The organism is Pedobacter sp. 05T44, from assembly GCF_056395985.1.
The window spans coordinates 124,790-149,746 of sequence record NZ_JBFTKO010000014.1 but is presented as its reverse complement, the minus strand read 5'-3'; the positions used below and the strand labels follow the sequence as shown (position 1 = coordinate 149,746).

The 24,957-nt window shown below is 38.2% G+C and carries 23 protein-coding genes; 18 read left to right on the top strand and 5 right to left on the bottom strand.

Annotated elements, in window-relative coordinates; translation table 11 throughout:
• The 5 genes from AC1DDK_RS19920 to AC1DDK_RS19900 all read left to right on the top strand — a co-directional run.
• A partial coding sequence (locus AC1DDK_RS19920) for a hypothetical protein (RefSeq protein ID WP_477634025.1) occupies positions 1–387 on the top strand: 387 nt, incomplete at its 5' end.
• Between the two features lie 6 nt (positions 388–393).
• Positions 394–3,144 (top strand): Z1 domain-containing protein, encoded by a 2,751-nt coding sequence (locus tag AC1DDK_RS19915; protein WP_337717699.1) that lies wholly within the window; start codon positions 394–396, stop codon positions 3,142–3,144.
• Positions 3,137–4,138 (top strand): PD-(D/E)XK motif protein, encoded by a 1,002-nt coding sequence (locus AC1DDK_RS19910; protein ID WP_337717697.1) that lies wholly within the window; start codon positions 3,137–3,139, stop codon positions 4,136–4,138. The genes AC1DDK_RS19915 and AC1DDK_RS19910 overlap by 8 nt, the downstream gene beginning before the upstream one ends.
• Positions 4,139–4,141: 3 nt before the next feature.
• Positions 4,142–6,163: an AIPR family protein gene (locus AC1DDK_RS19905; protein WP_477634024.1), complete on the top strand. Its 2,022-nt coding sequence runs from the start codon at positions 4,142–4,144 to the stop codon at positions 6,161–6,163.
• 396 nt (positions 6,164–6,559) lie between these two features.
• Positions 6,560–6,991 carry a secondary thiamine-phosphate synthase enzyme YjbQ gene (locus AC1DDK_RS19900; protein ID WP_337717693.1) on the top strand — a complete coding sequence of 144 codons (432 nt, stop codon included), beginning with the start codon at positions 6,560–6,562 and terminating at the stop codon, positions 6,989–6,991.
• Here AC1DDK_RS19900 and AC1DDK_RS19895 read toward each other — a convergent pair.
• Positions 6,984–7,337: a hypothetical protein gene (locus AC1DDK_RS19895; protein WP_337717691.1), complete on the bottom strand. Its 354-nt coding sequence runs from the start codon at positions 7,335–7,337 to the stop codon at positions 6,984–6,986. The two genes, AC1DDK_RS19900 and AC1DDK_RS19895, sit on opposite strands and share 8 nt — an antisense overlap.
• A gap of 581 nt (positions 7,338–7,918) precedes the next feature.
• On the opposite strand from AC1DDK_RS19895, the gene AC1DDK_RS19890 reads away from it, so the two are divergent.
• The 5 genes from AC1DDK_RS19890 (at position 7,919) to AC1DDK_RS19870 (ending at position 10,729) form a co-directional block, all read left to right on the top strand.
• Positions 7,919–8,677 carry a hypothetical protein gene (locus tag AC1DDK_RS19890; RefSeq protein ID WP_337717689.1) on the top strand — a complete coding sequence of 253 codons (759 nt, stop codon included), beginning with the start codon at positions 7,919–7,921 and terminating at the stop codon, positions 8,675–8,677.
• 102 nt (positions 8,678–8,779) lie between these two features.
• Positions 8,780–8,941, top strand: a complete 162-nt coding sequence (locus AC1DDK_RS19885; RefSeq protein WP_337717687.1) for a hypothetical protein — start codon at positions 8,780–8,782, stop codon at positions 8,939–8,941.
• Between the two features lie 119 nt (positions 8,942–9,060).
• On the top strand, positions 9,061–9,438 hold the full coding sequence (locus AC1DDK_RS19880; protein ID WP_337717685.1) for a plasmid mobilization protein: 378 nt from the start codon (positions 9,061–9,063) through the stop codon (positions 9,436–9,438).
• Positions 9,435–10,289: a relaxase/mobilization nuclease domain-containing protein gene (locus AC1DDK_RS19875; protein ID WP_337717683.1), complete on the top strand. Its 855-nt coding sequence runs from the start codon at positions 9,435–9,437 to the stop codon at positions 10,287–10,289. The genes AC1DDK_RS19880 and AC1DDK_RS19875 overlap by 4 nt, the downstream gene beginning before the upstream one ends.
• Positions 10,290–10,300: 11 nt before the next feature.
• Positions 10,301–10,729, top strand: a complete 429-nt coding sequence (locus AC1DDK_RS19870) for a hypothetical protein (protein ID WP_337717681.1) — start codon at positions 10,301–10,303, stop codon at positions 10,727–10,729.
• Between the two features lie 159 nt (positions 10,730–10,888).
• Here the strand turns inward: AC1DDK_RS19870 and AC1DDK_RS19865 are convergent, their stop codons facing one another.
• Entirely contained in the window at positions 10,889–11,443 is a 555-nt protein-coding gene (locus AC1DDK_RS19865; protein ID WP_337717679.1) for a hypothetical protein, read from the bottom strand.
• An 85-nt stretch (positions 11,444–11,528) separates the two neighbouring features.
• Entirely contained in the window at positions 11,529–11,813 is a 285-nt protein-coding gene (locus tag AC1DDK_RS19860; RefSeq protein WP_288884161.1) for a hypothetical protein, read from the bottom strand.
• Between the two features lie 468 nt (positions 11,814–12,281).
• Here AC1DDK_RS19860 and AC1DDK_RS19855 point away from each other — a divergent pair, with 468 nt between their 5' ends.
• Positions 12,282–12,962 carry a hypothetical protein gene (locus AC1DDK_RS19855; protein ID WP_337717677.1) on the top strand — a complete coding sequence of 227 codons (681 nt, stop codon included), beginning with the start codon at positions 12,282–12,284 and terminating at the stop codon, positions 12,960–12,962.
• 1,564 nt (positions 12,963–14,526) lie between these two features.
• Here the strand turns inward: AC1DDK_RS19855 and AC1DDK_RS19850 are convergent.
• Both AC1DDK_RS19850 and AC1DDK_RS19845 read right to left on the bottom strand, forming a co-directional pair.
• Entirely contained in the window at positions 14,527–15,624 is a 1,098-nt protein-coding gene (locus AC1DDK_RS19850; protein WP_477634023.1) for a nuclease/transposase family protein, read from the bottom strand.
• A 3-nt stretch (positions 15,625–15,627) separates the two neighbouring features.
• Positions 15,628–16,440: a sigma-70 family RNA polymerase sigma factor gene (locus AC1DDK_RS19845; protein ID WP_477621772.1), complete on the bottom strand. Its 813-nt coding sequence runs from the start codon at positions 16,438–16,440 to the stop codon at positions 15,628–15,630.
• A gap of 351 nt (positions 16,441–16,791) precedes the next feature.
• Between AC1DDK_RS19845 and AC1DDK_RS19840 the strand changes: the two genes are divergently transcribed.
• The 7 genes from AC1DDK_RS19840 (at position 16,792) to AC1DDK_RS19810 (ending at position 24,817) form a co-directional block, all read left to right on the top strand.
• Positions 16,792–17,019: a helix-turn-helix domain-containing protein gene (locus tag AC1DDK_RS19840; protein ID WP_172662091.1), complete on the top strand. Its 228-nt coding sequence runs from the start codon at positions 16,792–16,794 to the stop codon at positions 17,017–17,019.
• Positions 17,020–17,194: 175 nt separating this feature from the next.
• The gene (locus AC1DDK_RS19835; protein WP_288883111.1) at positions 17,195–18,022 is read left to right on the top strand and encodes an ABC transporter ATP-binding protein; all 828 of its coding nucleotides are present in this window, start codon (positions 17,195–17,197) and stop codon (positions 18,020–18,022) included.
• A gap of 6 nt (positions 18,023–18,028) precedes the next feature.
• The gene (locus tag AC1DDK_RS19830) at positions 18,029–18,862 is read left to right on the top strand and encodes a hypothetical protein (protein WP_288883112.1); all 834 of its coding nucleotides are present in this window, start codon (positions 18,029–18,031) and stop codon (positions 18,860–18,862) included.
• Positions 18,863–18,879: 17 nt separating this feature from the next.
• Positions 18,880–19,257, top strand: a complete 378-nt coding sequence (locus tag AC1DDK_RS19825) for a GntR family transcriptional regulator (RefSeq protein WP_288883114.1) — start codon at positions 18,880–18,882, stop codon at positions 19,255–19,257.
• 18 nt (positions 19,258–19,275) lie between these two features.
• Entirely contained in the window at positions 19,276–20,124 is an 849-nt protein-coding gene (locus AC1DDK_RS19820) for a hypothetical protein (protein ID WP_288883116.1), read from the top strand.
• A 185-nt stretch (positions 20,125–20,309) separates the two neighbouring features.
• On the top strand, positions 20,310–22,676 hold the full coding sequence (locus tag AC1DDK_RS19815; protein ID WP_288883118.1) for a PDZ domain-containing protein: 2,367 nt from the start codon (positions 20,310–20,312) through the stop codon (positions 22,674–22,676).
• A 2-nt stretch (positions 22,677–22,678) separates the two neighbouring features.
• Entirely contained in the window at positions 22,679–24,817 is a 2,139-nt protein-coding gene (locus AC1DDK_RS19810; protein WP_288883119.1) for an alpha-L-fucosidase, read from the top strand.
• The last annotated feature ends 140 nt before the right edge of the window (positions 24,818–24,957 follow it).

Genomic DNA, 24,957 nt, shown 5'->3' with positions numbered 1-24,957 from the left:
TATACACACAGAGGTGCCTACATAAGAAGACCGGGGGAAAAAAGAGAAACTACTTTTTTGTGGGTCGCAAAGCAAAAACAAGGCTTAAAAACATACACTATCAATGAAAAGCATCCTTTATACGAGTTGCTGATTAACTACCTCGGTACACAGTCTCTTGTCTTAAAAGACTATGCAAAGCTGCTTGCTGAAACGATTCCGGTTAATCTCATAGTAAATGATTTTGCTGATCCGACTGTAATAATAGGTACGCCTTTACAGCATAAGGTGTCTGAACTTGAAGAAATATATGAAACCGCACTCCGGGTATTAATTGAATCCGGGGTTCCTGAAAAGAATGCAATAGCGCAACTGAATGCAATGGATGTATTTCAGAGATTAAAATAATAAATTATGATACATTTTAACGAACTGAAAGCAAATATAAGAGGTCTGTTTGAGACGTTTAAAAAGGCGATGGATTATGATAAAGCAATGTCTCAGGCTATTGATATGGTATGTTCTCCTTTCTCCTTTGAACAGGTCATTCTTCCCGGAAAAGCTTTTGCTTCAATAAATGAGCTAAAAGACTACATTCGTAAAGAGTTGGATGAAGAAGTTAACCTGATTGTAGATGATGGAACGCATTATTCATTAACAGATAATGAAGGACATATAGATTGGTACCGGCCTAAGAAGGCAAATGATGAAATCAAGTTTCGCTTCTGGAACAGATACCGGAAATACCTCACACACATTAAAGGATGGGCTGAATCGTCTGTAGATAAAATTGATACTATATCTGACGAAATTCTGGAAAACATTGAGGATCCTACTATTCCAAACCGGTCATTTGATCGTAGGGGGCTGGTTGTTGGATATGTGCAATCCGGTAAAACCGCTAACTTTATGGGGATTGTTAATAAAGCAATAGACTCTGGTTACAGAATCGTCATAATTCTTGCCGGAACACAGGAAAGCTTACGACAACAGACCCAGGAAAGAATTGACGAAGAGGTGCTGGGTATTGATACTAATCCAGAAGAGAAACAGAAAAGAATAGGGGTTTCTACACTTCCGGGAGAAACTTATATTCCGATTGATTATTTTACTGAATCGAATTTGAAGCCAAATAAATCAGGGGATTTTAACATCAGAAAGTCCAGAGGCACTCCACCCAGTAGTGAAAGACCTATCTTATTTGTAATAAAAAAGAATAAATCTATTCTTACCAATCTTAGAAAATACCTTCAGCATTGGATAGATATATTTGATGATGATCTTACCTATAAAAAGGATAATGTTAGTCAGTTTAATAATCTTCCATTGTTGATTATTGATGACGAAGCTGATCAGGCATCCATTAATACCAAAAAGACGGTTAGCTCAGATGGTGACGAGCTTGATCCGACAGCAATAAATTACTGTATAAGGGAAATTCTGAATCTATTCAGACAAAAGGTTTATATCGGGTTTACCGCCACACCGTTTGCCAATATTTTTATCCGACATAATATAGATCACAGGGTACTCGGCAAAGATCTTTTTCCTTCTGCTTTTATTAAAACTCTGGGGGCGCCTTCCAATTATCTTGGTCCAAAAGAAGTATTTGGCTTAAATAATGATGCAGATACCGGCTTGCCTATTTATAGAGGTGTTGCTGATTCAGGAGGTCAAAATAGCATCTTACCCGTTCGACACAAAGCTGATTATACGCTTACAGCATTGCCGGAAACATTAAAGCAAGCATTAAAAGCATTTATAATTTCATCTGCCATTCGTTGGTACAGAGGTCAAGATACAAAACACAATACCATGCTGATTCATTGTACCAGGTATAATGCCATTCAAGCCACTTTAGCAGAACTAGTTAATGATGAAGTGAGTATTATAAAATTGGCTGTTTTATCCGATGATATAGACATACTTACAGATATGCAGGAGCTTTATCAGAAAGATTTTGTGCTTACTTCAATAGAAATGGATAAGATCATACCCGAATGGGCCGATATTATCCCTTTTATAAAAAAGACAGTAAAGAAGTTGGAGCAACAATGTCGCATAATAAACGGAACGGTGGGTGATATACTTGATTATAAAACGAAAGCCAGAACAGGTTTGTGGAGTATAGCAATAGGTGGTGATAAACTGTCCAGAGGACTAACACTTGAAGGATTAACTATAAGCTACTTTACCAGAAGTACTTCATTATATGATACCTTGATGCAGATGGGGAGATGGTTTGGATATAGAAATGGTTTCGAAGACCTTTGCAGAATCTATACTACTCCTGATCTGTTTAAATGGTATCGGCACATATCAACTGCGTTCGAATCATTGAGGGAAGAGTTTATTGAAATGTCCCGTTTGAAACTTACGCCCATAGATTTCGGTCTGCGTGTTGAGGATCACCCGGATATGATGGTAACAAGTGTAATGAAAATGCGGGCAGCAGATAATATGCGCTTGAATTATCAGGGAACGCTTATAGAGACCTCAACACTCCCTGCTTCTGAAACAATACTCAAATCTAATTTTGAAGTAGCTCAAAACTTTATTTTGTCCCTGGGCAAGCCTGATGCTGATTTCGAGCCAAGGAATGTCTGGTTTAATATTCCGGTTTTACTTATACAAGATTTTTTAAAAGAATATCAGACATACAAGGGTCTGCCTACAGTCAATTCAGTGCGTATAAATCAGTATATTGATTTACAAAGGACAAAGGTATTCCCGGAATTTCTCGAATGGAATGTAGCTTTGATTTCACTGACTAAAAGCAGTGACCTTGAAACAGTACCTTTTGCGGGTTTTAAAATTTATCCTTATTCACGATCTATTAAAGATGAAAGAGCAAATAGTTTGTTCATAAAAAGAATGATTGATCCAAAGGATGAAATAGAGGATTTTAATACTATTGAAAGAAAAAACATCGAAAACAATAGCCTATCCAATATAGAAATAAGAGGTCTAGCCCCCAGAAAACATAGACCATTACTGATGATCTATGTCTTGAATATTACGGACAAAGCGAAGACGGAAAACATGTGGTTTGAAAAACAACCCGTGGGATTTGCGATAAGCTGGCCGGCGTCCGAAACGGCCGTTCCAATAAATTATGTAATTAATTCGGTTTATGCAGAACTTGAATTGAGCGAGGATGATTAATTATCGGGAAATATGGAAATCAATCAATGAAGAATCAGCTGGTTACCCGGATAGGGGATTGATTGCCAGAAAGATTCCTTCAAGCGGTGCCTTTTCTGTTTTTCTGGCGACTGATTTTAGAAGAAAGATACGGCTACTATATGTCAAGCTGGAGAGAGATGTGTTGGTTAAAACAAATGATCTTCCGCGGTTCAGAGGTTTTGAAATTTCATGCGTTATCTCCTCAATTGGATCTTTTAAAAATTCAGAATTTCTGAAATTAACACAGTCAATTCCTGAAACTGAAGGTGTTTTTGAATTAGTGATTTCTGATTTGTGTGATCATATTACCAGAATTAAGGATAGACTACATCTTAATCCCTTGCTGATTAAAGTTTTAGCTGAGTGGAAATTATTTTTTGAACGTTCAGAAGATAAAATGTTAACCCTTGCCGAGCAGAAAGGACTTTTTGGCGAATTAACATTTCTAAAAAACTATCTTTTAAAAATTTATCCTCCTGACCAGGCTTTGATCTTCTGGACAGGTGGGAATCGGACAAACCATGATTTTCAAATTGATGAGAAGGCCGTTGAAATAAAAGCCACTTCGGGAAAAATGCCCTGGAAATTTACCGTTTCATCAGAAAAACAATTGGATAATACAGGATTAAAACACTTATATCTGGTGTTATTTATAATTAATGTTCATGACAATAGAACTTCTGATAACCTTTCAGCCTTTGTGAATGAGGTTTTCGATATGATCCGGAATGATTTATCTGCCCTATCACAATTCGAAATTAAGCTCGCCAAATACGGTTACTATATGTCACACTCAGAGAAGTATACGACTGGATTTTCATTAATCCAGGTAAATGCTTTTGAAGTCAGAAATGATTTTCCTCGTTTGATAAACACTAAAATTCCATTAGGGATAGGTGATATTAAGTACACAGTTATGGTATCGGCTTGCACAGAATTCGAAATTAAAACAGATATAATAAACCTAATATAAATTATGACCCTTTCAGATTTTGCCATTGATTTTCTTGAGTATGCGCTAATGGCCGTAGAGGATGAGAAAATTTCTCAGGAAGACGCAGTTACACAGGATATATTGGAATACACTATTGATTCAGGTGATGTTGTTGCTGCAGAATTATGTCATTACAAAGTTCGTGGAATTAAGATAAACGCCTGGAACTATGATGAAGAAAATGAAGTTGTTGATTTATTTGTAACAATTTTTAAATCAGAAGCAAAACTTCAAAGGGTCTCCGATAAGGATGTTGAAGATGCCTTTAAAAAAGCCGAGAATTTTTTCTGGGCAGCAAGAGAAGGTAAGCTTTTGGGAAAAGTGGAAGAGTCGGAAACCATAGTTTTTGATCTCGTTCAAATAATTGAGCAGACAAAAGAGACTGTAAAAAATGTCCGCATATTTGTCTTTACAAATGGACAGGCATCGACTGAGACCATTCCAAAAGCAGGGGAAGAGAGAAATATATATTTTGATTTTCAATTATGGGATATAGAAAGACTATATCAACAATACCTGATCAGAAGCGATAAACAGCCTATTGAAATTGATTTTATTTCCGACTACAATTATAAACTTAAATGTCTGTCCATGGATAGCGTGAGTGATAACGTAGACTGTTATCTTGCAATTTTGCCTGCCAATATCCTGGCAAAGATATATGGAAAATACCGTCAGGGAATTCTGGAAAAAAATGTAAGAAATTTTTTACAATTTAAGACTAAAGTTAATCGTGGGATTCGTAAAACTATTATTAGTTCTTCAGATATGTTTCTTTCTTACAATAATGGAATATCTACGACAGCTGAAAACGTATATATTCAGTATGAAGCCAACATTCCTTATATAACAAAAATTGAAAACTGGCAAATAGTTAATGGAGGACAAACAACAGCTTCTATTTTTGCTACCTCGTTAGAAAAGGGAATTGATTTGTCGAAAGTATTTGTGCAGCTGAAAATTTACAAAATCAAAAATGTTAAAGAAATGGATATGATTGTTGGATATATTTCACAATACGCAAACAGTCAGACAGGAATCAAAGATTCAGACTTTGAAGTAAATTCAGAGTTTTTCGTAAATATCCAACAATTTTCAAGGTCAGAATGGATACCTTCTATAACAGGTGGAAGAGCGACATCAAAATGGTATTTTGAGCGGACAAGAGGTCAGTATCTTGAAGATAAGGCAAAACTCACAACTTCAGAGTCCAAAAAGTTTGATAAAGAATATCCGAAAAACCGAAAATTCACCACACCGGATATAGGTAAATATGAAATGAGTTGGCAACAGAAACCATATGATGTATCAAAAGGTGCTGAAAACAATTTTAAAATATTTATCGACGAGATAAAAAATGAAAAGCCGGTTATTGACAAGGATTATTATCACTACCTAATAGCGAAAGCTATTCTTTTCAAAGATATTGACGCTATTGTCGCAAGGGAGAAGCTTGGAGGTTATAAGGCTAATATGGTCTCTTATCTGATTGCCTGGATATCTTATAAAACCAATAAAAGACTGTCACTTGATTATATCTGGGAAAATCAAAGAATATCTGAGGGATTAACTCTTGCGTTGACCAGGATGATGCCAATTGTCTGGGATCATATAAATTCACCAATCAAAGCAGGAACAAACATTGGAGAATGGTGTAAAAAGCCCGAGTGTTGGGTTTCGTTAAAAGATAAGGTTGTTGATATTGAGGAATTGTCAGCCGAGGTAATTGAAACTAATGCACAAAATGTCGATGGAGATATCTCTGAACAATATGTTTCAGAATTCGATATTAGAGTATTAGAGGAAGCATCTTCAATTGATGCAGAAATTTGGTTTGGCATTTCAAAATGGGCTAAAGAGAACAGTAAATTTACGCCTTTTGATCGTAAGCTTCTCTTTAATCTGGGAGTTCTCGCAAATAGAAAAGCCATTTTAAATATCAAACAGGCAAAGAATGCTCTCCGGTTAATCAAGGCCTCAAAAGAGCAGGGATTTGTTGTTTAAAGGTGAATTCTGAAATCCTATTATTTCGTACCAGGTATGCCTATCCACGAATTTGCTGAGACGACGATTAATCGTTCAATTAAGATTTTATCAGCGCTGGAAGCATTCACCTCATCAATGGCTTGCGTAAATTCGTTTTTGACAGATTGAAGCGTATCATTTGGCTTCCACATGGAGTGTTTGGGTAAATGATATAACTTCTTAATTGATTTCCAGCTACTTTAATAACCTTTAATTTCAACTCGTCTAATCTAGCTGATATATCAAAAATTATTACAACATTCATTTTCTTGCTATTTTAAAACTACTCTTAAAGCAGGAATTACTTCTAAAGTTGTTCCTCTGATATTCTCAGATGTAAATAGCTACTTTAGTGCTAACATGAAATCATTATTTATGGAAATCTTCCAAATAATATTAACGCTTCGAGCAAGAAAAAGAGGGTTTCACCTGATTACTGATGAAGTAGAAGCGGCCTTCCCAGAAATTAAATTATTAAAAACCGGGATTTGCCAGGTATTTATTCAACATACTTCTGCTTCCCTTACTATTAATGAAAATGCGGATCCGACAGTCCGGAAAGATTTTGAAACTTTCTTTAATAAGACGGTTCAGGAAGATGATCCTGATTACGAGCATGACTATGAAGGTTCTGACGATATGCCTGCTCATTTAAAATCGTCAATTTTGGGTAGCTCAGTAACTATACCCATTCGTAACGCAAGGTTTGCACTGGGTATTTGGCAGGGTATATATCTTTGCGAGCATCGTAATTATGGAGGTGAAAGAACCTTGGTTATAACCGCTTTGGGCGAAAAGTTTATTTAACGATGTCCTTAGGCGCCAAAAACAAAAATGGCATGGCTATGATCTGTAGAACACAAGCAATAACACTTAGTATACCATATACTGGATAAGTATCAAATTCCTTTAAAATTGGCTGTAATGCAAACACACTAATTACAGTGATAAAAGTAAGAACCCACTTTAGCCAATCCTTGCCTAACGTTGCAAAATAGCCCAAAACAGCAATTAAGAGTGTTGTTTCGAGTGCCAGAGTACCCGTGGTAATATTATCAGCATAATGAAGAAAATGATTTATTAATGTAACTGCTGATGCTGTAAAGATTAGGTAAGCGGCAATCTTGTAATTTTTATGAATAGTTTGTTGCATCGAAAAGTTCCTTCTTTTTTGAGAGCGGAGATTACAAACATAAGATAAATACATCATCTCCCTGCAGCAGATATTGTTTTTTGAACTTGGCATGGCTTTCCAGTATGGTAAGCTCCTTGTCGTTAATAGTTGTTTGATATGCCTTAAAAAATTCGAACACTAGATGATATTTTTTGCGCTAAGTTAAGGTAATTTTGCTGTTCACAGTTCTTTTCGGAGCACCAGTAACAGACAATGTAAAGTTATATTTTTAATAATTATTATAATATTTTAATTTTTTGGAATGTTTTAGTGGAGGATAAGTGTATTAAGATGAAATGTATTTATCATAGAGAAAGTTTTGAATTTGTAGGTGTTCAAACAAATCCTGCTAATGATCAAAATTCAAGCTTGGGATTCGTAATGATAGATACAGCTCTTATGTCTTGTGCTGTTTTAACAACAGGTTATCGCAAGAACAACTAACCAATTAATCTTATCTGACTAGATCTTGAACCAGGAAAGCGTTAAGCCGGTACTGATATGATGAATCGTGATTTTTTTTAAAAAATCTTATTTTAGCTTTATTCAGAATGTTGCCAATGAAAACAAGTTACTTCAAGCCCAGAAAATCTTTTTCCTTTTCTGCTCATCCCTACGATCTGGGAACCTTCATGGGGCTAAGGTATAGCTATGATGATAACCACTTTCTGCTTAAGATTTACAGAATTGAAGAAGAGGAATTTCCTCGTTATTATAACTATCATTTAAACTATGCCCTCGAAGGCAATCTCACAGGTAAAGAGGATTTCTTTCGTCATGTTTGGCAGATCGTACAAAATAGGATCAGGCACTTCGAGATGCAGGATCCCTTTTCAAGCAATCATGCTATGCACAAGCTGAGTATTGAAAAACTTCAACAGTTTCAAGAGTACCTGAAGCGTATAGACGAGTGGAATGCAAGGCCATCCCATATTGTCATTGAAGAGAAAGAAAATATCATACAAAAACAGAAGGAATTGATTGAAGAATTTCAGGCTCGCCTGGATGAATTAAGGGTATTTGAAGTCAGCCAAAAGATTAGGGTCGAGGAAGGCTATGTCGCTACTTTCATTGATCTGTTCAAACAGATCGAAAAACTGGAATTGCCCTCGGGGAGAAAGTTGATATTGAGCGACCATCAGATCGTTTATCCAAGAATGATCAGCAAGTATTTCTCCGATGGTGGCGATGATATACCTGTTGAAACACTTCGGAATTATTATGTGGGCAAGAAAGATGATGTTACCTCTAAAGGAACCGAAATTAAGCCCGAACAGAAATTTTTCAAAATCGTACCTATAACTCCAAACAAAAAATAGCTAAGGTTCGTCTGTCGCATATGACCACACTAAACCGGTGGTCATCGGTTCTGCTGTTCTGTTATTCAAATTTGCCCTATAAATTTAAAAGCAGAGACAATTATGCAGATCAAAATCTTAACCGAACCGGAGCTCCTGACGTTCAAGTCTGAATTTATAGAGGAGATCAAAAAGACCATCAAATCAAATGATTTAACCATCACGCAATGGCTTCGCAGTTCAGCAATCATAAAACTGCTGAAGATTTCAGCAGGTACGCTATAGGACCTGCGTATTAAAGGTGTGCTTCCCCAAGAAAAGATAGCAGGAATATGCTATGGGCAAACCTCGCCATTTATTAAATGAGTGAATTCATAAATCCTTGAACAATTATAGCATCTGTCATGATCAATCAGCGTGATAATAGGAAGAAAAGAGGACGCCCCAAAGTATCCCAAAAAAAGAATATTAATGTAACAGTGAGGTGTAATACCATTGAAAAGAAACTGATTCAGGATAGCGCCAGAAAATTGAACACGAGCGTTTCCGTTTACCTCCGGGAGCTTGGTCTAAAGGGGGCGGCGAAGATAAAATTGAAAACCCTTCCCAAAGAGGTACTTCAATTTACAGGTACACTCCATCACATCACTGCCACCCTCAACCTGATTGCCCGCAAACGTAATTCAGCTGAGGACCTGAACGCGATGGACAGGGCCCTGATCAATCAGCAAATGAGGACAGTGCAACGAATTGTAGAAGAAATAAAGACTTATTTAAAATGATCGGGAAAATAACCACGGGTAGAAACTTTCGGGGTTGCCTTCGCTACCTGCATGAGGGCCGATTACAGGAAAGCGAAGAACTTCAGCTGGAAGAAATGGTCAAAAAACAGGCTGAAGTGATTTATTATAACAACTGCTTTGGCACCATGGATCAGGTGATCACACAACTGGTAGAAGTAAGGAAACTTAATCCAAAGCTGTTAAAGCCAGTCCTTCATGCTTCATTTAGCTTTGCCTATGCCGATGCCGCCTTGCTGACCAAACAACAAAAGGCAGACATCGTCGTAGCAATGTCCGAAGAGTTTGGATTTGACCAAAATCAGTTTATCGTCATTACCCATTCAGACACCCTTCACGAGCACATCCACATTGTGGCTAACCGGGTCGGTTATGATGGTAAGACGGTCAGCGATCACAACAGCTATAAACGAATGGCGCAATTTTGCCGGGAAATGGAAAAAAGGTATAAACTAACCCCTGTTTTAAATCCCAACCGGTTTTTGACACCCACGGAGCGGATGGTCATAGGTAAAAGGGTAGATAACAGAAAGGAACTGCTCAGAGAAAAGCTGGAAGCTGCGATTAGCAAATCAGATACCATTGAGGCGCTAAAGATCAGAATGGAAAAGCAGGGTTACCAAGTTGAACTTGGGAGGGGCATTGCCTTCATCGACAAAAAGCTGGTCAGGTTCAAGGGAAGCCAGCTCGGGCATAGCCTGGCAAATATCACTGCTCAGCTTATCCAGCAGCGCGGGATTGCTGAGCAGCAAAAACATGCGCAAATGAGATGGCAACAGCCGGGGATAACGGAAAAATTAGCACGTAAAAAAACTAAAGGAAGATCAATTTAAAATCAATTCTTATGGACTTAGATGAAACCTCATTCACGGAAATTTTGAAAGAGTTAGCGGAGCAGGGCAAGAAAACGCAAAAAGTAATAGCAGATCTGGAAGAGAAATTAGCGGACAAAGACAATCAACTCAATATCCTGATCGAGGAAAGTAAGGCGTTAATCGCAACCTTTGAGCGTAAGTATGATACTATAGAAGTCAAAGCGCCACGGCCCGACCTCTCTGAGGTCAATCTGGCCATTCTCAAAGGATTTGTTGGGATTAATCAGGCAATAGAAAAAGGACCAAAGCCAATCATCAGGCAGATCAGGTTTACTTTATTCCCCGAACAGGTACGAGCGCCTGAATACTATCATGCGATGATGCGGGGGCTGGTTTGGATAATATTGGGATCACTGTTCATGGTGCTCACTTACCTACTCATCAATAGATGCCTTTAAGAGAGTGGGCAACTATGAATATTGTAATAGGATGGAAGTTCCGAGTCTACTCAGCGCCAGAATCACCTCAATGATTCTTTGCATCGACAAAAGAAACTTTGGTGTGTTGGTGTCCTATAGCTCATGAGCATGCAAAATAGCTGTCCCCAGTAAAGAGAATTAATTTTCGCTCTTATGAAATATGTTAATATATGGTCTTAATAAAATAATTTGCTTTTTTTGATCTTTCACATCGAGATTTGGCCATAGGCCTTCAAAATCATTTAAAAAGTGCTCTCCATAATTTAGCGTGGCGTCATATCCCCATTTAAAAAGTATTGGATAAACGACTATTTTACCATTGAAATCTGGAAAGGGCAAAATTTTCTTCAGTTTGGCAACCAACTCTGCGTTAGGTTTCAGTATTTTTTTTAACTGCGGTGACATTTTTTCTGCAAAATATACAGTATCAATTCCTCCTTTCATGTTAAAAACTAAGCTGATAGAGGTAATGTAACCATCACCTTTTGGTGTTTTAAACAGTAAATCCGAATCCAGGTGTTTTCCAATTGTTTTTATAACGGCAATTTGCAATATCCGCCGCTCCGGCGTTTGCTGTTTAATTTTTTTAATTTCTATCGTTTCAGAAGGTAAAATTAGCTCGCCTTTGCTTTGAGTATACCCATAGAAGAAACTCAATATTAGAATCAGGGAGAAGAAAGTAGTTTTTTTCATAATTTTAAAGATCACAATGTGCGCATTTCTTTCGCTTCAGGCTCAATTGCGGGAGATCGACGCTTCGCTGTCCTGCAATCTAAGGTTATTCATTTATCCCTAACATCTCCAAAACCTCATTAAGATCTTTCCAAATAACTTCTCCCTTATCAAGAAATTGCTGGTAATTAAGCATCACTACGATCCTATAATCGGCATGCTCGAACAATTTGTGCGGGACATTGTTAAAGACAGTAAGGAACATTTGTTCAACAGTCATTTCTGAATCAACGGGAACTGGCATAATTGCCGCGATAGTATCTTTACCAATAGTTTTTCCTACTAAATAATTGTATTTCTTTAGCTTTTCATCTGCTTCTATTGGCGTCATGTATCAATGTGCTTTTAGTGGGATTAAAATAAACAAAAATTAGGTGATTTGTTATATCAAACACGGTCTTTTGAATCACTATATTAATAATCGAATACTAATATTCAATATGGAATTAACAAGAAGTATGTACTGATGTTTCTTCTAGTTAGCTCAATTTAAGGGAATTCCGTAGAGTGTCCACTTAGTAATTTATCCCACTATTTGAATAAAGATTTGGTTTAATTTAAATTTTATCAGTCAATAATTCCTTGCGCGCATTTTCGGCCTGCAAAACCGGAAGTTTTGCTTTGGTGTTTACGGAAAGGTGTTGCTGTTTATTTCTACTTTCGATTTAGGTGGCTATGCAACCATCCGATGTAGTTAAATATATGAAAAGGAGAGCGGATCAGAGTGTCATTACTTTCAATTCTAATATTATGGAATTGGTTGGTAAACTTCATCATCTGATAAACCAACAAACACGACATGGAAGACAAGATCAACGATGCCAAACTAAGCTTTATTTGTAATCAGGATTGGAATAATATGGAGCCTGACGCGGAAGGGCGATTCTGTAACAGCTGTCAAAAAAAGGTATATGACCTTACCAACAAAAATGTAGCATACTTCATCAATATTATGCAGGAAAACAAGGAGGGTTTTTGCGGTCGCTTCTCCAGCGATCAGTTAATGGCGCCATTGCCAGTTGATGAGTCTCGCTGGAAAAGATGGTTGGTTACTGCAATGGTTTTTGTAGGGATTGGCGCGATTGGGCAAAAAGCTAATGCACAATCAACCCTTTTGGGTAAGCCGCAGGCAGCAACAGTATCCTCAGACTGTGATAGCAGGGCTATTTTGGGAGAAGTTGTGATTACCAGCCGTATAACTGTGGAAGATAAAAATAAGTTGCAAAAATATATGCTCAGTAACTGTAAACTCGATAAATCAGTCAGTGGACGGTTTGATATGTCTTTTAATTTGAATAGGGAGGGTGAGGTGACTATTGTTCTAGGTGCCAGTAAATTGCCAAAACAAGCGAGGCTTGAAATCACCAGGGTATTGAAGAACGGTGTGAAGCTGATCAGGAGTAATCTGAATACCGATTTTCCTTATCAGATTAGTATTACCTTTATTAAGGGTAGGGTACAATCATTGGTAAATTTTTAACCCGAGTATATTGCCTATGGACTAAAAAAACGGACATAGGCAAGCCCGTCTCTTGCGGCCTGCAAAAAACCGCGGGGTTTTTGCTCTGGTGCTTACGGACTGGTGTGGCTGTTTGTTCGTACTGTCGATTTAGGAGTGTTATGGAGTCGGTTGAAATGACTCTAATTCTCATTGAGACCCCTGCCGGTTCTATATACTCATGAAACCAATTTTAGTTTTCATACCCGTCAATCTACGAACATTTATTGAGTACATTTCTATCTCACTTTAGGGCTGTAGAAGTAGTCTCGATTACTTTGTTTATAATGCATAATAATATTAAACATAAGTTCGAGAGGATATCGTTTGTTGGATTTGCGTGCATATTTTGGCTCACCCCATGGTCGTGCAAGCAGCCTCTTGTCCCGTTTAACTGAAAAACAACTAGCTGCCTCCGTTGGCAATCTCTTAAAAGAAACTTGTTCTGTTTCCAATAATACGAGCGCCCCCATCGATTGTATATTTATCAAATTTAGTGAGTGCATATTTTGCCTCATTCTGCGGCTTTATAAGCAGCCTCTTATGCTAATTTTTTCTGATCAATATATCCAAAGCGATTTGAAATAAGCTACCCCGGCATGGTATGTTCACGATGGAGCAGGCAAATAGTACTGCCAAATACTACCAGGAACTTAGTGAGTAAGATTCTAGTCTCACCCAATGGCTGTACAAGAAGCCTCTTATTTCTATACAAACAGCCCGTTATTTCGTGGTATTGGAAAATGATAAGCCATCCTAATGGCATACTTATCAATCCAAACCTACCATTCTAGCCCTGATAATACAAGAGGACCCACCGGTTGTATTTATAATTAAATTTAGCGATTGCATAATTTGCCTCGCCCTACGGCTGTACAAGCAGCCTCAAAAGTTTTTATTGAAACAATCATTCTAATTTGAAATGATATTAAACTGAATCTGGCACCGCGGCAGTCTAACTTTCAAGAATACAATAGAGCCCATGGTGGTTGTATTATCTTTTAGACTTAGTGAGTACATCTTGTCTCACCCTATGGCTGTACAAGCAACCTCTGATGCTAATTTTTTCCTGATCTAATCTATTCAAGGGGATTTTAATAAGCTACCCCGGCATGGTATGTTCGCGATGGAGCAGGCAATGGTACTGCCAACTACTGTCAGGAACTTAGTGAGCACAGTTTTAGTCTCACCCTATGGCTGTACAAGCAGCCTCTTATTTCTATACAAACAGCCTGGTATCCGTGGCATTCGAAAAGAGATAAAATTTTCCCGGATGGCATATCTATCAATCCGGGATCTAATCAATTACCAGGATCTACATTTTGTCATGCCTAGAGCATATGTGTTTCTGAAACGGACTTACAATAGAGCATTGCGCATTGCTTTCAAAATAGGAGATGTCAACTCATAGACATTTCTACCTAAGCAATTCGGTGAGTGTTAAAGTAACCTCACCCTATGGCTGTGCAAACAGCCTCCATACTAAATAGCTTCCTCTCAAAGAACTAAACTTATCACCATCAGGACTGGCCTGAGCCTGATACTTCTATTCAACTACTAGCTGAATGCCCGCTCTGTCCGCTTTATAGGCAATTTTTTCTTTCAGGCTGTAATAACTCCAGTTCTGCAATAAGAATGGATCTTCCTTCGCTATTTCTTCCTTTAGTTCCTGATTGACGAGAATAAGGGTTGCCGCCTCATGCTTTACACAGAGGTCTATCAGCATGCGGCTATACACATGGAGTTTATAGTCAATATATTTTCTTTCCTGATGCTGGTAGTCTTCCAGGCTTTTCCTTTTTCGCTTTCGTCCATGGCCACCCCGGTTAAAAGTAACCGCTTTCTTTACCCGGCAGATCGCTGCTTGTATGGCCAATCTCCGGTGTAGGAACTCTTCCTTGTTCCCAATAGTATGTTCCTGGCTGCCGATTTTAACGGTAACGGGATGTTCAATAGATAAGGATGCTTCAGCAATGACGGAGGTATCCAAATGATGTTGTTCCTTTTCGATCTGAATGGCCGCCAACAGATAGATTTTGCCTTGATCCAGTTGGATATGGCTGGCACAAAGTTTTAGGGTGCCATTGAGTACCCTGTTCAGCATAATCTTTTTATCTGATCTGTCTTTACCCAAATAGGTCCTGAATGGAATCTGAAACAGCTTAAAGTAAAAATTTCGTCCATCGGGCGTATGGCTCAGCTTTGAAATCACTTCCGCCCCGAAAGGCAAGGGAATATTCTTTTTATAATTCCTCAGCGACTTTTCACCTTTCCAATAGGCCACCTTTTCCTTGTTAAAAGAGGATATCAGGGTGTTGTTTAGGTAGCTTAGAATATTTGTAGGAATCTGTCCTTTAAAATGATTGGAGAGCAGCCGATAGGTGGTGTTTTGACGGGAGGATTTTAAAATTCCGTTTTCCTCTTTCTTTTCATCAGCGATTTTAAGCTTGATTTCTTCTGTTAAATAAAAAAAATCTTTGACCTGTTCCTGCACAAAATGATGGCTCATGATCATGTTGGCGGCACGGAAACAAATCCGCTGCCAGCTGTACAATTGATCCTTTGCGGCCTTAATCTCTTCTTTGTCCTCGGAATCAATCAGCAGCTGGATCTTACGGGTTAGGATCATGGTATCTTTTTCCATAGCTTATTTTTTAATTCTTTTGATTTTGGTGCAAGCCTGCGCAAAGGTTCGTTGAATGTGCGGCTGACTTAAATTCATTTGCCTGGCAATCTCTTCAAAGCTGTACTGGAGTTCATAGCGCATGTGCAGAATTCTGGATTGCTCTTCGCAGAGGTCACCTTCGAATTTGAATTTGGTGGTCTTTCCTGTAGCCTCCAGTTTTTGTGAGCTGGTCAGAATGGACTTTAAGGTTTCGAGTGTTTTTTCAACCGTGCTGGCGACCTGATAATCAGAGATGCCACCAATATGCCAGGCAATACGCTCATAGTTGAATGCATATTTCAGGCAGAGCTTGATAAACAATTGCTGATTCTCAGTCAGATTGGGGATGACCGCCTCAACTTGCTGCCACTGCAGTTTTAAGCGTTCATCAAGTTCTTCCTGATAGAAAATGTCATCGGGATCCAATTCCTCTTCAGGATCATGGCCTCCCATGAATTCCTGGTAGTTTTCGATCTCATCTAGCCGAAGCATATTCCGCTGGAAATTGTGACTGGAAGTTCTGTAATAGGATTTGCAGGCTTCGATGGTGGTGTCACTCAAGAAGGTTTCAATGTGGTTGGGGTCTGTGATGCTGTTCCGAATTAGCCAGAGACGCAGAAAGGCTTCGCTGACGATGCTGGCGGCATTGGTATCATCTTTAATGTACCGACTTCTCTTATAGAATAAAGAAGGGTAGAGGCGGTTGTAGAAGTACTCCAGGCCCTTTTCATCACCCTGACTGAATTTGAGGAAATTACGGTGTTCGTCTTTGATCTTACAACTGGTAAAGTTCATATTAATAATAGTTAGTTAACAATTAATATGAGTCATAAAGGGAGATAACGCAAAATGACGTGAAGCTCAATTTATCGATCTGGAGGTACTGGTATACCCTTGACCACGATAAAAAGAGCCCACGCCATTTAGCGTGAGCATCTTCACCGTCGTCTTGGGTCTATTAAATTACCAGTTTTCCAGATCAAGACTCTAGTGTAATGCTTCCAGTTTTTTAAGAAGAATTACAAAAATAGCATTACATATTTTAATTCATGTGACTAAGATAATCAAAAATTTTCTAAATGCGGTCATTTAAGTCCGCAATATTTTTATTTTATATAGGGATTTTACTTGCTTGATAAAAAGCACATGCCCAAAAAAAACTATTCTGACTTACAAGTAAGTTTCGGCGCGCATTTACAGAAAATTCGTTTGAGTAAGGGACTTAGTTTGCGGGCTTTAGCTACTCGTTGTGATCTTGATGATAGCAAAATATCCAAAATAGAGAATGGGAAACTAAATGTTCAACTCTCTACCATCGTTGAGCTGGCAAAAGGCTTAGATATAAACCCAAAAGATCTTCTGGATTTTGGTTAATAATAAAATGCGGTATTGTTGACGACTGCAACTGGTGTAGCTGTATAGTTTATTGCTGCTTTCTCAGATTCGTCTTTTAAGCTTTAAATTTTAATCCTGAATTTATTTTCCTAATTATTAGGATATCATAAAATTACATTATACATTAGTGTATTATTTAACTAATACAGTAGTAATGATAACAATTAACAATCTTAATTTTGGTTACAGTAAGCATAATTTGCTTTTTAAAGACATGAGTATGCAGCTCAGTGCTGGTCATATCTACGGCTTACTAGGAAAAAACGGTGCAGGGAAATCCAGTCTATTAAAAAATATAGCAGGTTTGGTATATGCACAAAGTGGATCTTTAAAAGTGATGGGATTTGATCCCGCGAAAAGAGAACCTGAACTATTAGCTGACATTTGTTTTATTCCTGAGGAGTTTTACCTCCCATCAATCAAAATTGATGCTTATATAAAGGCAAATGCTCCCTTTTATAAGAAATTTGACTATGCTTATTTGAATGTGTTATTAGAGGAATTTAACATTCCGATTAGCAATAAGCTGGTAAATATGTCCTATGGACAAAAAAAGAAATTTATTATTGCCTTTGGCCTGGCCACCCAGGCTAAACTGGTGATCATGGATGAGCCAACAAATGGCTTGGACATCCCTTCAAAGGCGCAATTCCGTAAGGTGATGGCCTCTGCTTTAACTGACGATCGTTGCATTGTGATATCAACCCATCAGGTACGTGATCTTGATAATTTAATTGATACGGTGATCATGTTGGATGAGAGTACAATCTCATTAAAGGCATCTATTGAAGAAATTACCCAAAAACTCACTTTTAAAAAGATGAAGGAGTTGGATGAAACTGTGATCTATGCTGAGCCGGCATTATCGGGATATAACGCAGTAGTTCCGAACTTTCATCAGGAAGATAGCAAGATGGATATTGAGCTGCTATTCAATGCAGTGATTGCAGAAAAGAAAAAACTAAAACCCATTTTTAATTAACGCGCTATGAACAACTCATTTAATTTCAATCGTTTTGGGTTATTGGTAAAAAGACAATGGCTTGAGTTTGGCAAAATATACCTGATCAGCCTATTGGTGGTTGTGGGCGTGCTTATCCTTTTTTACGCCTGGAATTTGCCAGACCCTGAAGCGGAGAAAGGGTACAGATATAATTCAGAGGGGTTTTTATACTTGTCTTTTAGAATTCCATTGTTCCTGACGTTGGGATTCATTTTTATTAGTGTTATAGCTAGTGGTTATTTTTCCTTATTAGGGCAAAAACCGAAAGCCATTATCGAATTGATGACTCCTGCCTCTATATTAGAAAAATGGCTTTGCAGCATCTTTTATACTGGCATCTTCAGTGTGTTTAGCTTTTTACTTGTCTTTTATATAACAGATTTGGCGTTTGTAAAATATATTGATAAGACGATTGGTACAATTACTTTTAGTTGGACTTCCGGAGTTCATCCAACACCCAAAACAGGTATTGTGAGTGCAAGGTCTTTTTTTAACGATTTTTTTGAGCATGATGAGATAAAATCCATGGTTGTTGTGCCGTTCATGATCACCAGTATTTTTCTGTTGGGTTCGGTTTATTTTAATCGGTTTCATTACATCAAAACTGCTGTTGTGGTAATGCTCTTTTTAACGGCGCTTATTTATACCTTGATCCAAACAGCAAACTGGATGACAAGAGACAAGATGCAGGATTCGGCAAATTTCGGATTTAGTTCAGCCCATAGTGAATTTTTCATATACGCCATGGTAGGTATAACAGCCGTAACGGTCTTTCTCTGGTGCGTTACCTTTTTCAGGGTAAAAGAAAAAGAAGTTTAATTTTTAACAACACAAACATGGAATTTAGAGAGAATAAGGCGATATACCTTCAAATAGGGGATTACGTTTGTGAACATATTTTGCTTGGAAAATGGAAAAGCGAAGATAAAGTGCCCTCTGTGAGAGAACTGGCAGTATCGCTTGAAGTCAATCCAAATACGGTAATGAGAACTTATGAGCTCTTACAGAATAAGAATATTCTAAGCAATAAGCGGGGAATTGGTTTTTTTATTGCTGAAGATGCCATTAAGCAGATAAAAATTTACAGTAAAATCCAGTTTATGGACGAAGAGCTTCCTGTATTTTTCAGAAATCTTTACCTTCTTGATATTGGCTTCGATGAACTGGAAGTGCGCTACCAGAAATTTGTAAAAGAAACATTTACTAATCCTTAAAAACCAAAATTTATTCAAATGAAAACAAGTAATAAGTTACTCATTATATTTGTATTGTTAATGTTTATCATACCATTAACAATAATGGCGTATACCATAAATAAAGACTATAAGTTCCCGGAACAAATTAAAGCGCAAGAAACGGCCAATGCAAACTTTAACACCCCTTCGGATGGATTTGTTACTCTCAAGAGCAAAGCCTTTAAATCAATAAGCGTGAGAGGGCGAGCAAATAAATCATGGTACTTGAATCTGGTGAATGATGCAGCCCATGGTGCAAAGGTCTCTGAAGTATATAAAGATTTTGTTTCAATGAGTGTCGATGAAAATGAGCAACTTCACATTATCATAAAGGGGGACCATCAAGAAATAAAATATCCAATTGCTATCTACGTTTATGCGCCAAAAATCGAGGAATTAAATCTATCGGACTTGGATGCAATTACGGTGAATTTTAAAAACAGTGAAGCGCCGCTACGATTAAATGCCAAGAATGTGTTTTTACTGAATTTAGATAAAGATTTTAATGTCAGTCACTTGGACCTTTTTGAAGAAAAAGTTAATGATTTAGTACTGATTGGAGAAGGAGTAAAAACCCTGAACCTGGATTTAAAATCTTCACGCTTTAAATCTGAAATGAAATCTTTCGATTCCCTAAATGTAAAGGCATCAGGTAGATCAGAATTAAACATCTTCGGTGATGAACAAGGTAAGACCCAGTTTGGTATAAAACAATTGACATTAAACACTTCTGGTAAAGTAGATGTGAATTTAACAGACATGAAATTGAACAACGTTTCTGGAAACCTATCTGATGAGACCATGATTAAAATACCAATGGCCTATTTGAAAAAAATGATAAAATAGCAGCAGTCTTAAACGCGCACTTTAGCCATAATCTAAAACCAGCCGCATTTTGCGGCTGGCTTTATTATTATTACTTCATTTTGGCTTATAACTGGGGTGTTATGCCAAAATCGCTTAATATTTAGACAATTTCGGAAAACTTTGTAGATTGTAATTCGCTTTCTTTGAGAAACCAAATGAACCTAATGAGAAAGCTGATGAAATCTTTGTCCACATTCCTGTTTGCCTTATTGCTGATTGCTGGTCATGCCTTCGGCAAGGATATTTATGTTTCTCCAAAAGGCAGCGATAAGAATTCAGGATCTATAGAAAAGCCTTTTGCCAGTATCAAAAAGGCTCAGCTAACTGCACGAAACATACCCGGTAAAGTTATCATCTACCTTAGAAGCGGAACATACTATCTATCGGAAACCGTTGTATTCAGCCTCGAGGATTCAAGAAAAGCAAATGCCGGTCTAACCATAAAGCCGTATGCTAATGAAAAAGTAACCATTAGTGGCGGCACTCCTTTAACCTTAAAATGGGAGTCTTACAAGGGAAACATAATGAAAGCCAAAGTCAGTGAAGAACATGTTTTCGACCAGCTTTTCATTAACCGCCATCAGCAGCGCATGGCAAGATACCCGAACTATAATCCAGCTGTAAGGTTTTATGGCGGATCTTCGGCCGATGCCTTAAGTCCTCAGCGCATTGCAAGCTGGAAAAATCCAGCAGGGGGATTCATTCATGCTTTGCATAAAGCTGAGTGGGGCGGGTACCAATATCAAATCACTGGAAAAGATGTAGATGGTAAATTGAAAATGGAGGGCGGTTATCAGAATAACAGACAAATGGGTATGCACGATAAATATCGGTTTGTAGAAAATATATTTGAGGAACTGGATACCGTAGGAGAATGGTACTACAATAAAGATGAAAAGCTGCTTTATTATTATCCCGAATCGAGCGCGAACCTTACCACGGCCAAAGTAGAAATCCCACGCCTAAAACATCTTTTTGAATTCAAAGGATCGGAAGAAATTCCAGTTACCAATATAAGCATCGAAGGTCTTGAGCTTACACATACGCTTAGAACGTTTATGGAAACCAAAGAGCCGTTATTGCGCAGCGACTGGACAATATACAGAGGAGGAGCAGTTTTAATGGAAGGTGCGAAGTCTTGCCAGATCAGATCTTGTTTCTTTAACCATGTTGGCGGCAACGCAGTATTTTTAAGTAACTATAATAGAGATAATAAAATCTCCGGTTGCCACATAGCCTACGCAGGCGCAAGTGGGGTTTGTTTTGTTGGCGATCCCAAAGCAGTCCGGTCTCCAAGTTTTGAATACGCTCAGTTTGTTCCGGTAAATGAAATTGATACCGTTCGCGGACCAAAAACAAATAACTATCCCGCAAATTGCACTGTCGAAAATACATTGATGTACGGATTGGGACAAGTTGAAAAACAGGTCGCCGGCGTACAGATCTCCATGTCTATGAGTATTACTGCTACCCACAATACCATTTATGATGTTCCAAGAGCAGGTATAAACATTAGTGAGGGAACATGGGGTGGTCATGAAATTTCTTTTAACGACGTCTTTAATACTGTTTTGGAATCTGGTGATCACGGGGCGTTTAATTCATGGGGCAGAGATAGATATTGGAATGCTAATGTTCCGGTAATGAATAAGATCGCTAAAGACAATCCTGCATTAATTACTGCCGATGTTATTAATACCATTACATTACATGATAACAGGTTTCATTGTGAACATGGATGGGATATTGATCTGGACGATGGATCAAGCAATTACCACATCTACAATAATGTTTGCTTAAACGGGGGTTTAAAACTTCGCGAAGGCTTTTATAGAACAGTAGAGAATAACATTGTTTTAAACAACTCCTTCCACCCGCATGTATGGTTTGAAAATAGTGGTGATGTATTTAAGCATAACATCATCACCAGGAACTATTACCCAATCGGAATTAATTTTTGGGGCAAGGAAATCGACTATAATTTCTTTGCAGATAAAGCCTCATTAGAGAAATCGCAAAAGGCTGGTACCGATCAGCATTCTACCTTTGGTAACCCCGAATTTTTAAACCCGGCTATTGGCGATTACAGCGTTAAAAGCACTTCTAAAGCACTTACTGTAGGCTTTAAAAGCTTTCCTACAGATCAATTCGGGGTAACCTCTCCTGCTTTACGTAAGCTAGCGAAAAAAGCCCCGATTCCGGTACTTAAAGGAATCGAAGGGGTAACTACGAGTGAATCAACCGAATGGTTCGGCTTACAGATTAAAAATCTCGAAACATTAGGAGAACGTTCTGCAACAGGAATGCCCGAAGAAATAGGAGTTCTGGTGCTTAGCGTTCACGCCAACAGCCCCTTTGCCGGAGTGTTAAAAGCCAATGATGTCATACTTTCCTTTAAGCAAAAGACCACATATAAAGTAGCAGATCTGGTTGCCCTGCAGCAGCAAAATAAGTCAGATAAAACTGTCGAAATATCTATTTTTAGAAGTCAGAATACACAAAAGATCACCCTGGATAAACCACTTAAATAAACATGAAACACAAAACAATCATTTTATTTGCATTATTACTTTTCTGCAAAACCCTTGTTTTTGGACAGCACGATCCTAAAGCATTAAGGGAATGGCAGGATCAAAAATATTCCATGTTCATTCACTACGGAATCTACTCTGTATTGGGTGGCGTATGGGAAGGTAAGCCGGTAACCAAAGGATTAAGTGAACAGATTCAGGCGCACGCGGGTATTTATAGTGATACTTACGCAGATGTTGCTAAAAGGTTTAATCCCCAAAACTGGAATGCCGATTCTATTGTTGCCCTGGCAAAAAAAGCCGGCATGCGCTCTCTGGTAATCACTTCAAAGCATCACGATGGGTTTTGTATGTTTAAAACAAATACTACAGATTTTAACGTGGTTGATGCCACCCCGTTCAAAAGGGATATTGTAAAAGAGCTTTCCGACGCCTGTAAGCGTGGTGGGTTAAGATTTGGTTTATATTTCTCGCTAATCGACTGGCATTTCCCTCAGGCTTCTCCAATCTCGAGCAGCAATTCAGATTATATTACCCCCGAACATGTGGAATACAATAAAAAGCAGATTACAGAATTGCTAAGTAATTATGGCCCCGTTTCTGAACTGTGGTTTGATATGGGCTCCCAAAATGCTAATGAAAGCAAAGACCTTAGAGACCTGGTTCATAAGCTTCAGCCAAATTGTATGATCGGAAGCAGAATCGGGAATGATATGGGCGACTTTAACGTAATGGGCGACAACCAGGAGCCAGATTATGCTATCGGAGTGCCCTGGCAATCTCCTGCGTCTTTCTTCGACGAAACATGGAGCTATCGTTCATGGCAGGTGAGAGGGAGCGAAGAAGAAAAAATGCGCGAGAAACTCACCAGTTTAATCAGAGTTGCAAGTCGTGGCGGAAACTTCCTTCTAAACATCGGCCCAAAGGGCGATGGTTCTGTAGTTGATTTCGAAAAGGATGTTTTATTAAGCATCGGTAAATGGCTCGATAAAAATAAAGAAGCCATTTATGGAACAGATCCAGACCCTTTTCACATTTCATTCAAATGGGGAAGCCTAACGAGCAGACCTGATAAAATTTATCTGCACCTGCTTTCAGCTCCTGAAAACGGAGTGATTACACTTCCAGGCCTTACCGGGAAAATTAAAGATGCATACGTTCTTGGAGAGGATAAAAAAGCGAAATTCTCCCAAAATGCTTCAGGTGTAAAAATTAATGTGCCAGAAGGTTTAGACATCAGCAAAGAGTTTAAAGTAATTGCAATAGAATTTGTTAATGGTTATTCAGTACCTCCTGCAAATATCATCGCTTTCACTAAAGCACCTTTAATTCTTGACTCGCACAATGCCTTTAAGCATTACAGCAGCTCAGGTATTGATTACAATAACCGCTATCAGAGCACAGTAAAGGAATCATGGACAATTAGTCCTTCAAAAACCGGAAACCTTGTTCCTGCAATCTATTATACGGATGAAGAAAAAGGAAAGGTTATAGATGTAGAGCTGAATGGTAAAGCCACCGCAATAACCTTAAATGGAACTGGCGCAGAAAAGTTGAAGAACGATCCTTCCACCATTAAATGGGGTGATATTTACCAAACAGGGCCGCTTTATTCTGGGGTAGGTGGTGTACATGGCAATCTGACTAATGTAGATGTAAGCAAGCCATGGCCAGATTCAAATGGTGGAACATGGGAGAAAAAGGGAGAACTGAAAAATAATGTGACCTACGAAATAGAAGCCGACAGAAACTCGGCAACCTACCTTTTGCAAGAAATAACTTCAGCTAAAGATCAACCTTATCTGGTTGGCATAACCAGTGGGGACGGAGTAACAGTAACACTGAACGGGAAAGTGCTGGCAGAACATAATAATCCTTTTAAAGATAAACAGTTGAAAGATGTGATTTTATTGCCGCTTAAAAAGGGAGCAAACCAGCTTATTGTTAAGTATTACAATGGATTTAAAAAGGTGAATGTAATGAGCTTAGATAACAATGTAAGTCAAACCATTTACCGTCAGGAACTGAAGCCTGTAGCTGTTCAAAAGGGCAAGTATTATCCCCTTAGCTGGCAATTGCATAAACCGCTTTCTCCACACACTACTATCGGACTATTCAACGCACGAATCGAAATCAGATAATAAATCAAAATCTTCATTATGGCATTTTGCAAATTGAGCTGCATAACAAGGGTAATAGACACTTTATTTGCCAAAATAGTTTAATAATAAGATAAAATGATAAAATAAATCACTTCAAAAAACGCGTTCTTTGATTAACC

What these genes read in the sequence shown, in the direction of transcription:
- AC1DDK_RS19895 (WP_337717691.1), bottom strand. Translation starts at nt 7,337, where the DNA reads ATGCAACAAACTATTCATAAAAATTACAAGATTGCCGCTTACCTAATC.
- AC1DDK_RS19880 (WP_337717685.1), top strand. Translation starts at nt 9,061, where the DNA reads ATGATCAATCAGCGTGATAATAGGAAGAAAAGAGGACGCCCCAAAGTA.
- AC1DDK_RS19860 (WP_288884161.1), bottom strand. Translation starts at nt 11,813, where the DNA reads ATGACGCCAATAGAAGCAGATGAAAAGCTAAAGAAATACAATTATTTA.
- AC1DDK_RS19855 (WP_337717677.1), top strand. Translation starts at nt 12,282, where the DNA reads ATGGAAGACAAGATCAACGATGCCAAACTAAGCTTTATTTGTAATCAG.
- AC1DDK_RS19835 (WP_288883111.1), top strand. Translation starts at nt 17,195, where the DNA reads ATGATAACAATTAACAATCTTAATTTTGGTTACAGTAAGCATAATTTG.
- AC1DDK_RS19820 (WP_288883116.1), top strand. Translation starts at nt 19,276, where the DNA reads ATGAAAACAAGTAATAAGTTACTCATTATATTTGTATTGTTAATGTTT.
- AC1DDK_RS19840 (WP_172662091.1), top strand. Translation starts at nt 16,792, where the DNA reads ATGCCCAAAAAAAACTATTCTGACTTACAAGTAAGTTTCGGCGCGCAT.
- AC1DDK_RS19825 (WP_288883114.1), top strand. Translation starts at nt 18,880, where the DNA reads ATGGAATTTAGAGAGAATAAGGCGATATACCTTCAAATAGGGGATTAC.
- AC1DDK_RS19815 (WP_288883118.1), top strand. Translation starts at nt 20,310, where the DNA reads ATGAGAAAGCTGATGAAATCTTTGTCCACATTCCTGTTTGCCTTATTG.
- AC1DDK_RS19905 (WP_477634024.1), top strand. Translation starts at nt 4,142, where the DNA reads ATGACCCTTTCAGATTTTGCCATTGATTTTCTTGAGTATGCGCTAATG.
- AC1DDK_RS19890 (WP_337717689.1), top strand. Translation starts at nt 7,919, where the DNA reads ATGAAAACAAGTTACTTCAAGCCCAGAAAATCTTTTTCCTTTTCTGCT.
- AC1DDK_RS19870 (WP_337717681.1), top strand. Translation starts at nt 10,301, where the DNA reads ATGGACTTAGATGAAACCTCATTCACGGAAATTTTGAAAGAGTTAGCG.
- AC1DDK_RS19830 (WP_288883112.1), top strand. Translation starts at nt 18,029, where the DNA reads ATGAACAACTCATTTAATTTCAATCGTTTTGGGTTATTGGTAAAAAGA.
- AC1DDK_RS19810 (WP_288883119.1), top strand. Translation starts at nt 22,679, where the DNA reads ATGAAACACAAAACAATCATTTTATTTGCATTATTACTTTTCTGCAAA.
- AC1DDK_RS19850 (WP_477634023.1), bottom strand. Translation starts at nt 15,624, where the DNA reads ATGGAAAAAGATACCATGATCCTAACCCGTAAGATCCAGCTGCTGATT.
- AC1DDK_RS19875 (WP_337717683.1), top strand. Translation starts at nt 9,435, where the DNA reads ATGATCGGGAAAATAACCACGGGTAGAAACTTTCGGGGTTGCCTTCGC.
- AC1DDK_RS19910 (WP_337717697.1), top strand. Translation starts at nt 3,137, where the DNA reads ATGATTAATTATCGGGAAATATGGAAATCAATCAATGAAGAATCAGCT.
- AC1DDK_RS19900 (WP_337717693.1), top strand. Translation starts at nt 6,560, where the DNA reads ATGGAAATCTTCCAAATAATATTAACGCTTCGAGCAAGAAAAAGAGGG.
- AC1DDK_RS19915 (WP_337717699.1), top strand. Translation starts at nt 394, where the DNA reads ATGATACATTTTAACGAACTGAAAGCAAATATAAGAGGTCTGTTTGAG.
- AC1DDK_RS19865 (WP_337717679.1), bottom strand. Translation starts at nt 11,443, where the DNA reads ATGAAAAAAACTACTTTCTTCTCCCTGATTCTAATATTGAGTTTCTTC.
- AC1DDK_RS19845 (WP_477621772.1), bottom strand. Translation starts at nt 16,440, where the DNA reads ATGAACTTTACCAGTTGTAAGATCAAAGACGAACACCGTAATTTCCTC.
- AC1DDK_RS19885 (WP_337717687.1), top strand. Translation starts at nt 8,780, where the DNA reads ATGCAGATCAAAATCTTAACCGAACCGGAGCTCCTGACGTTCAAGTCT.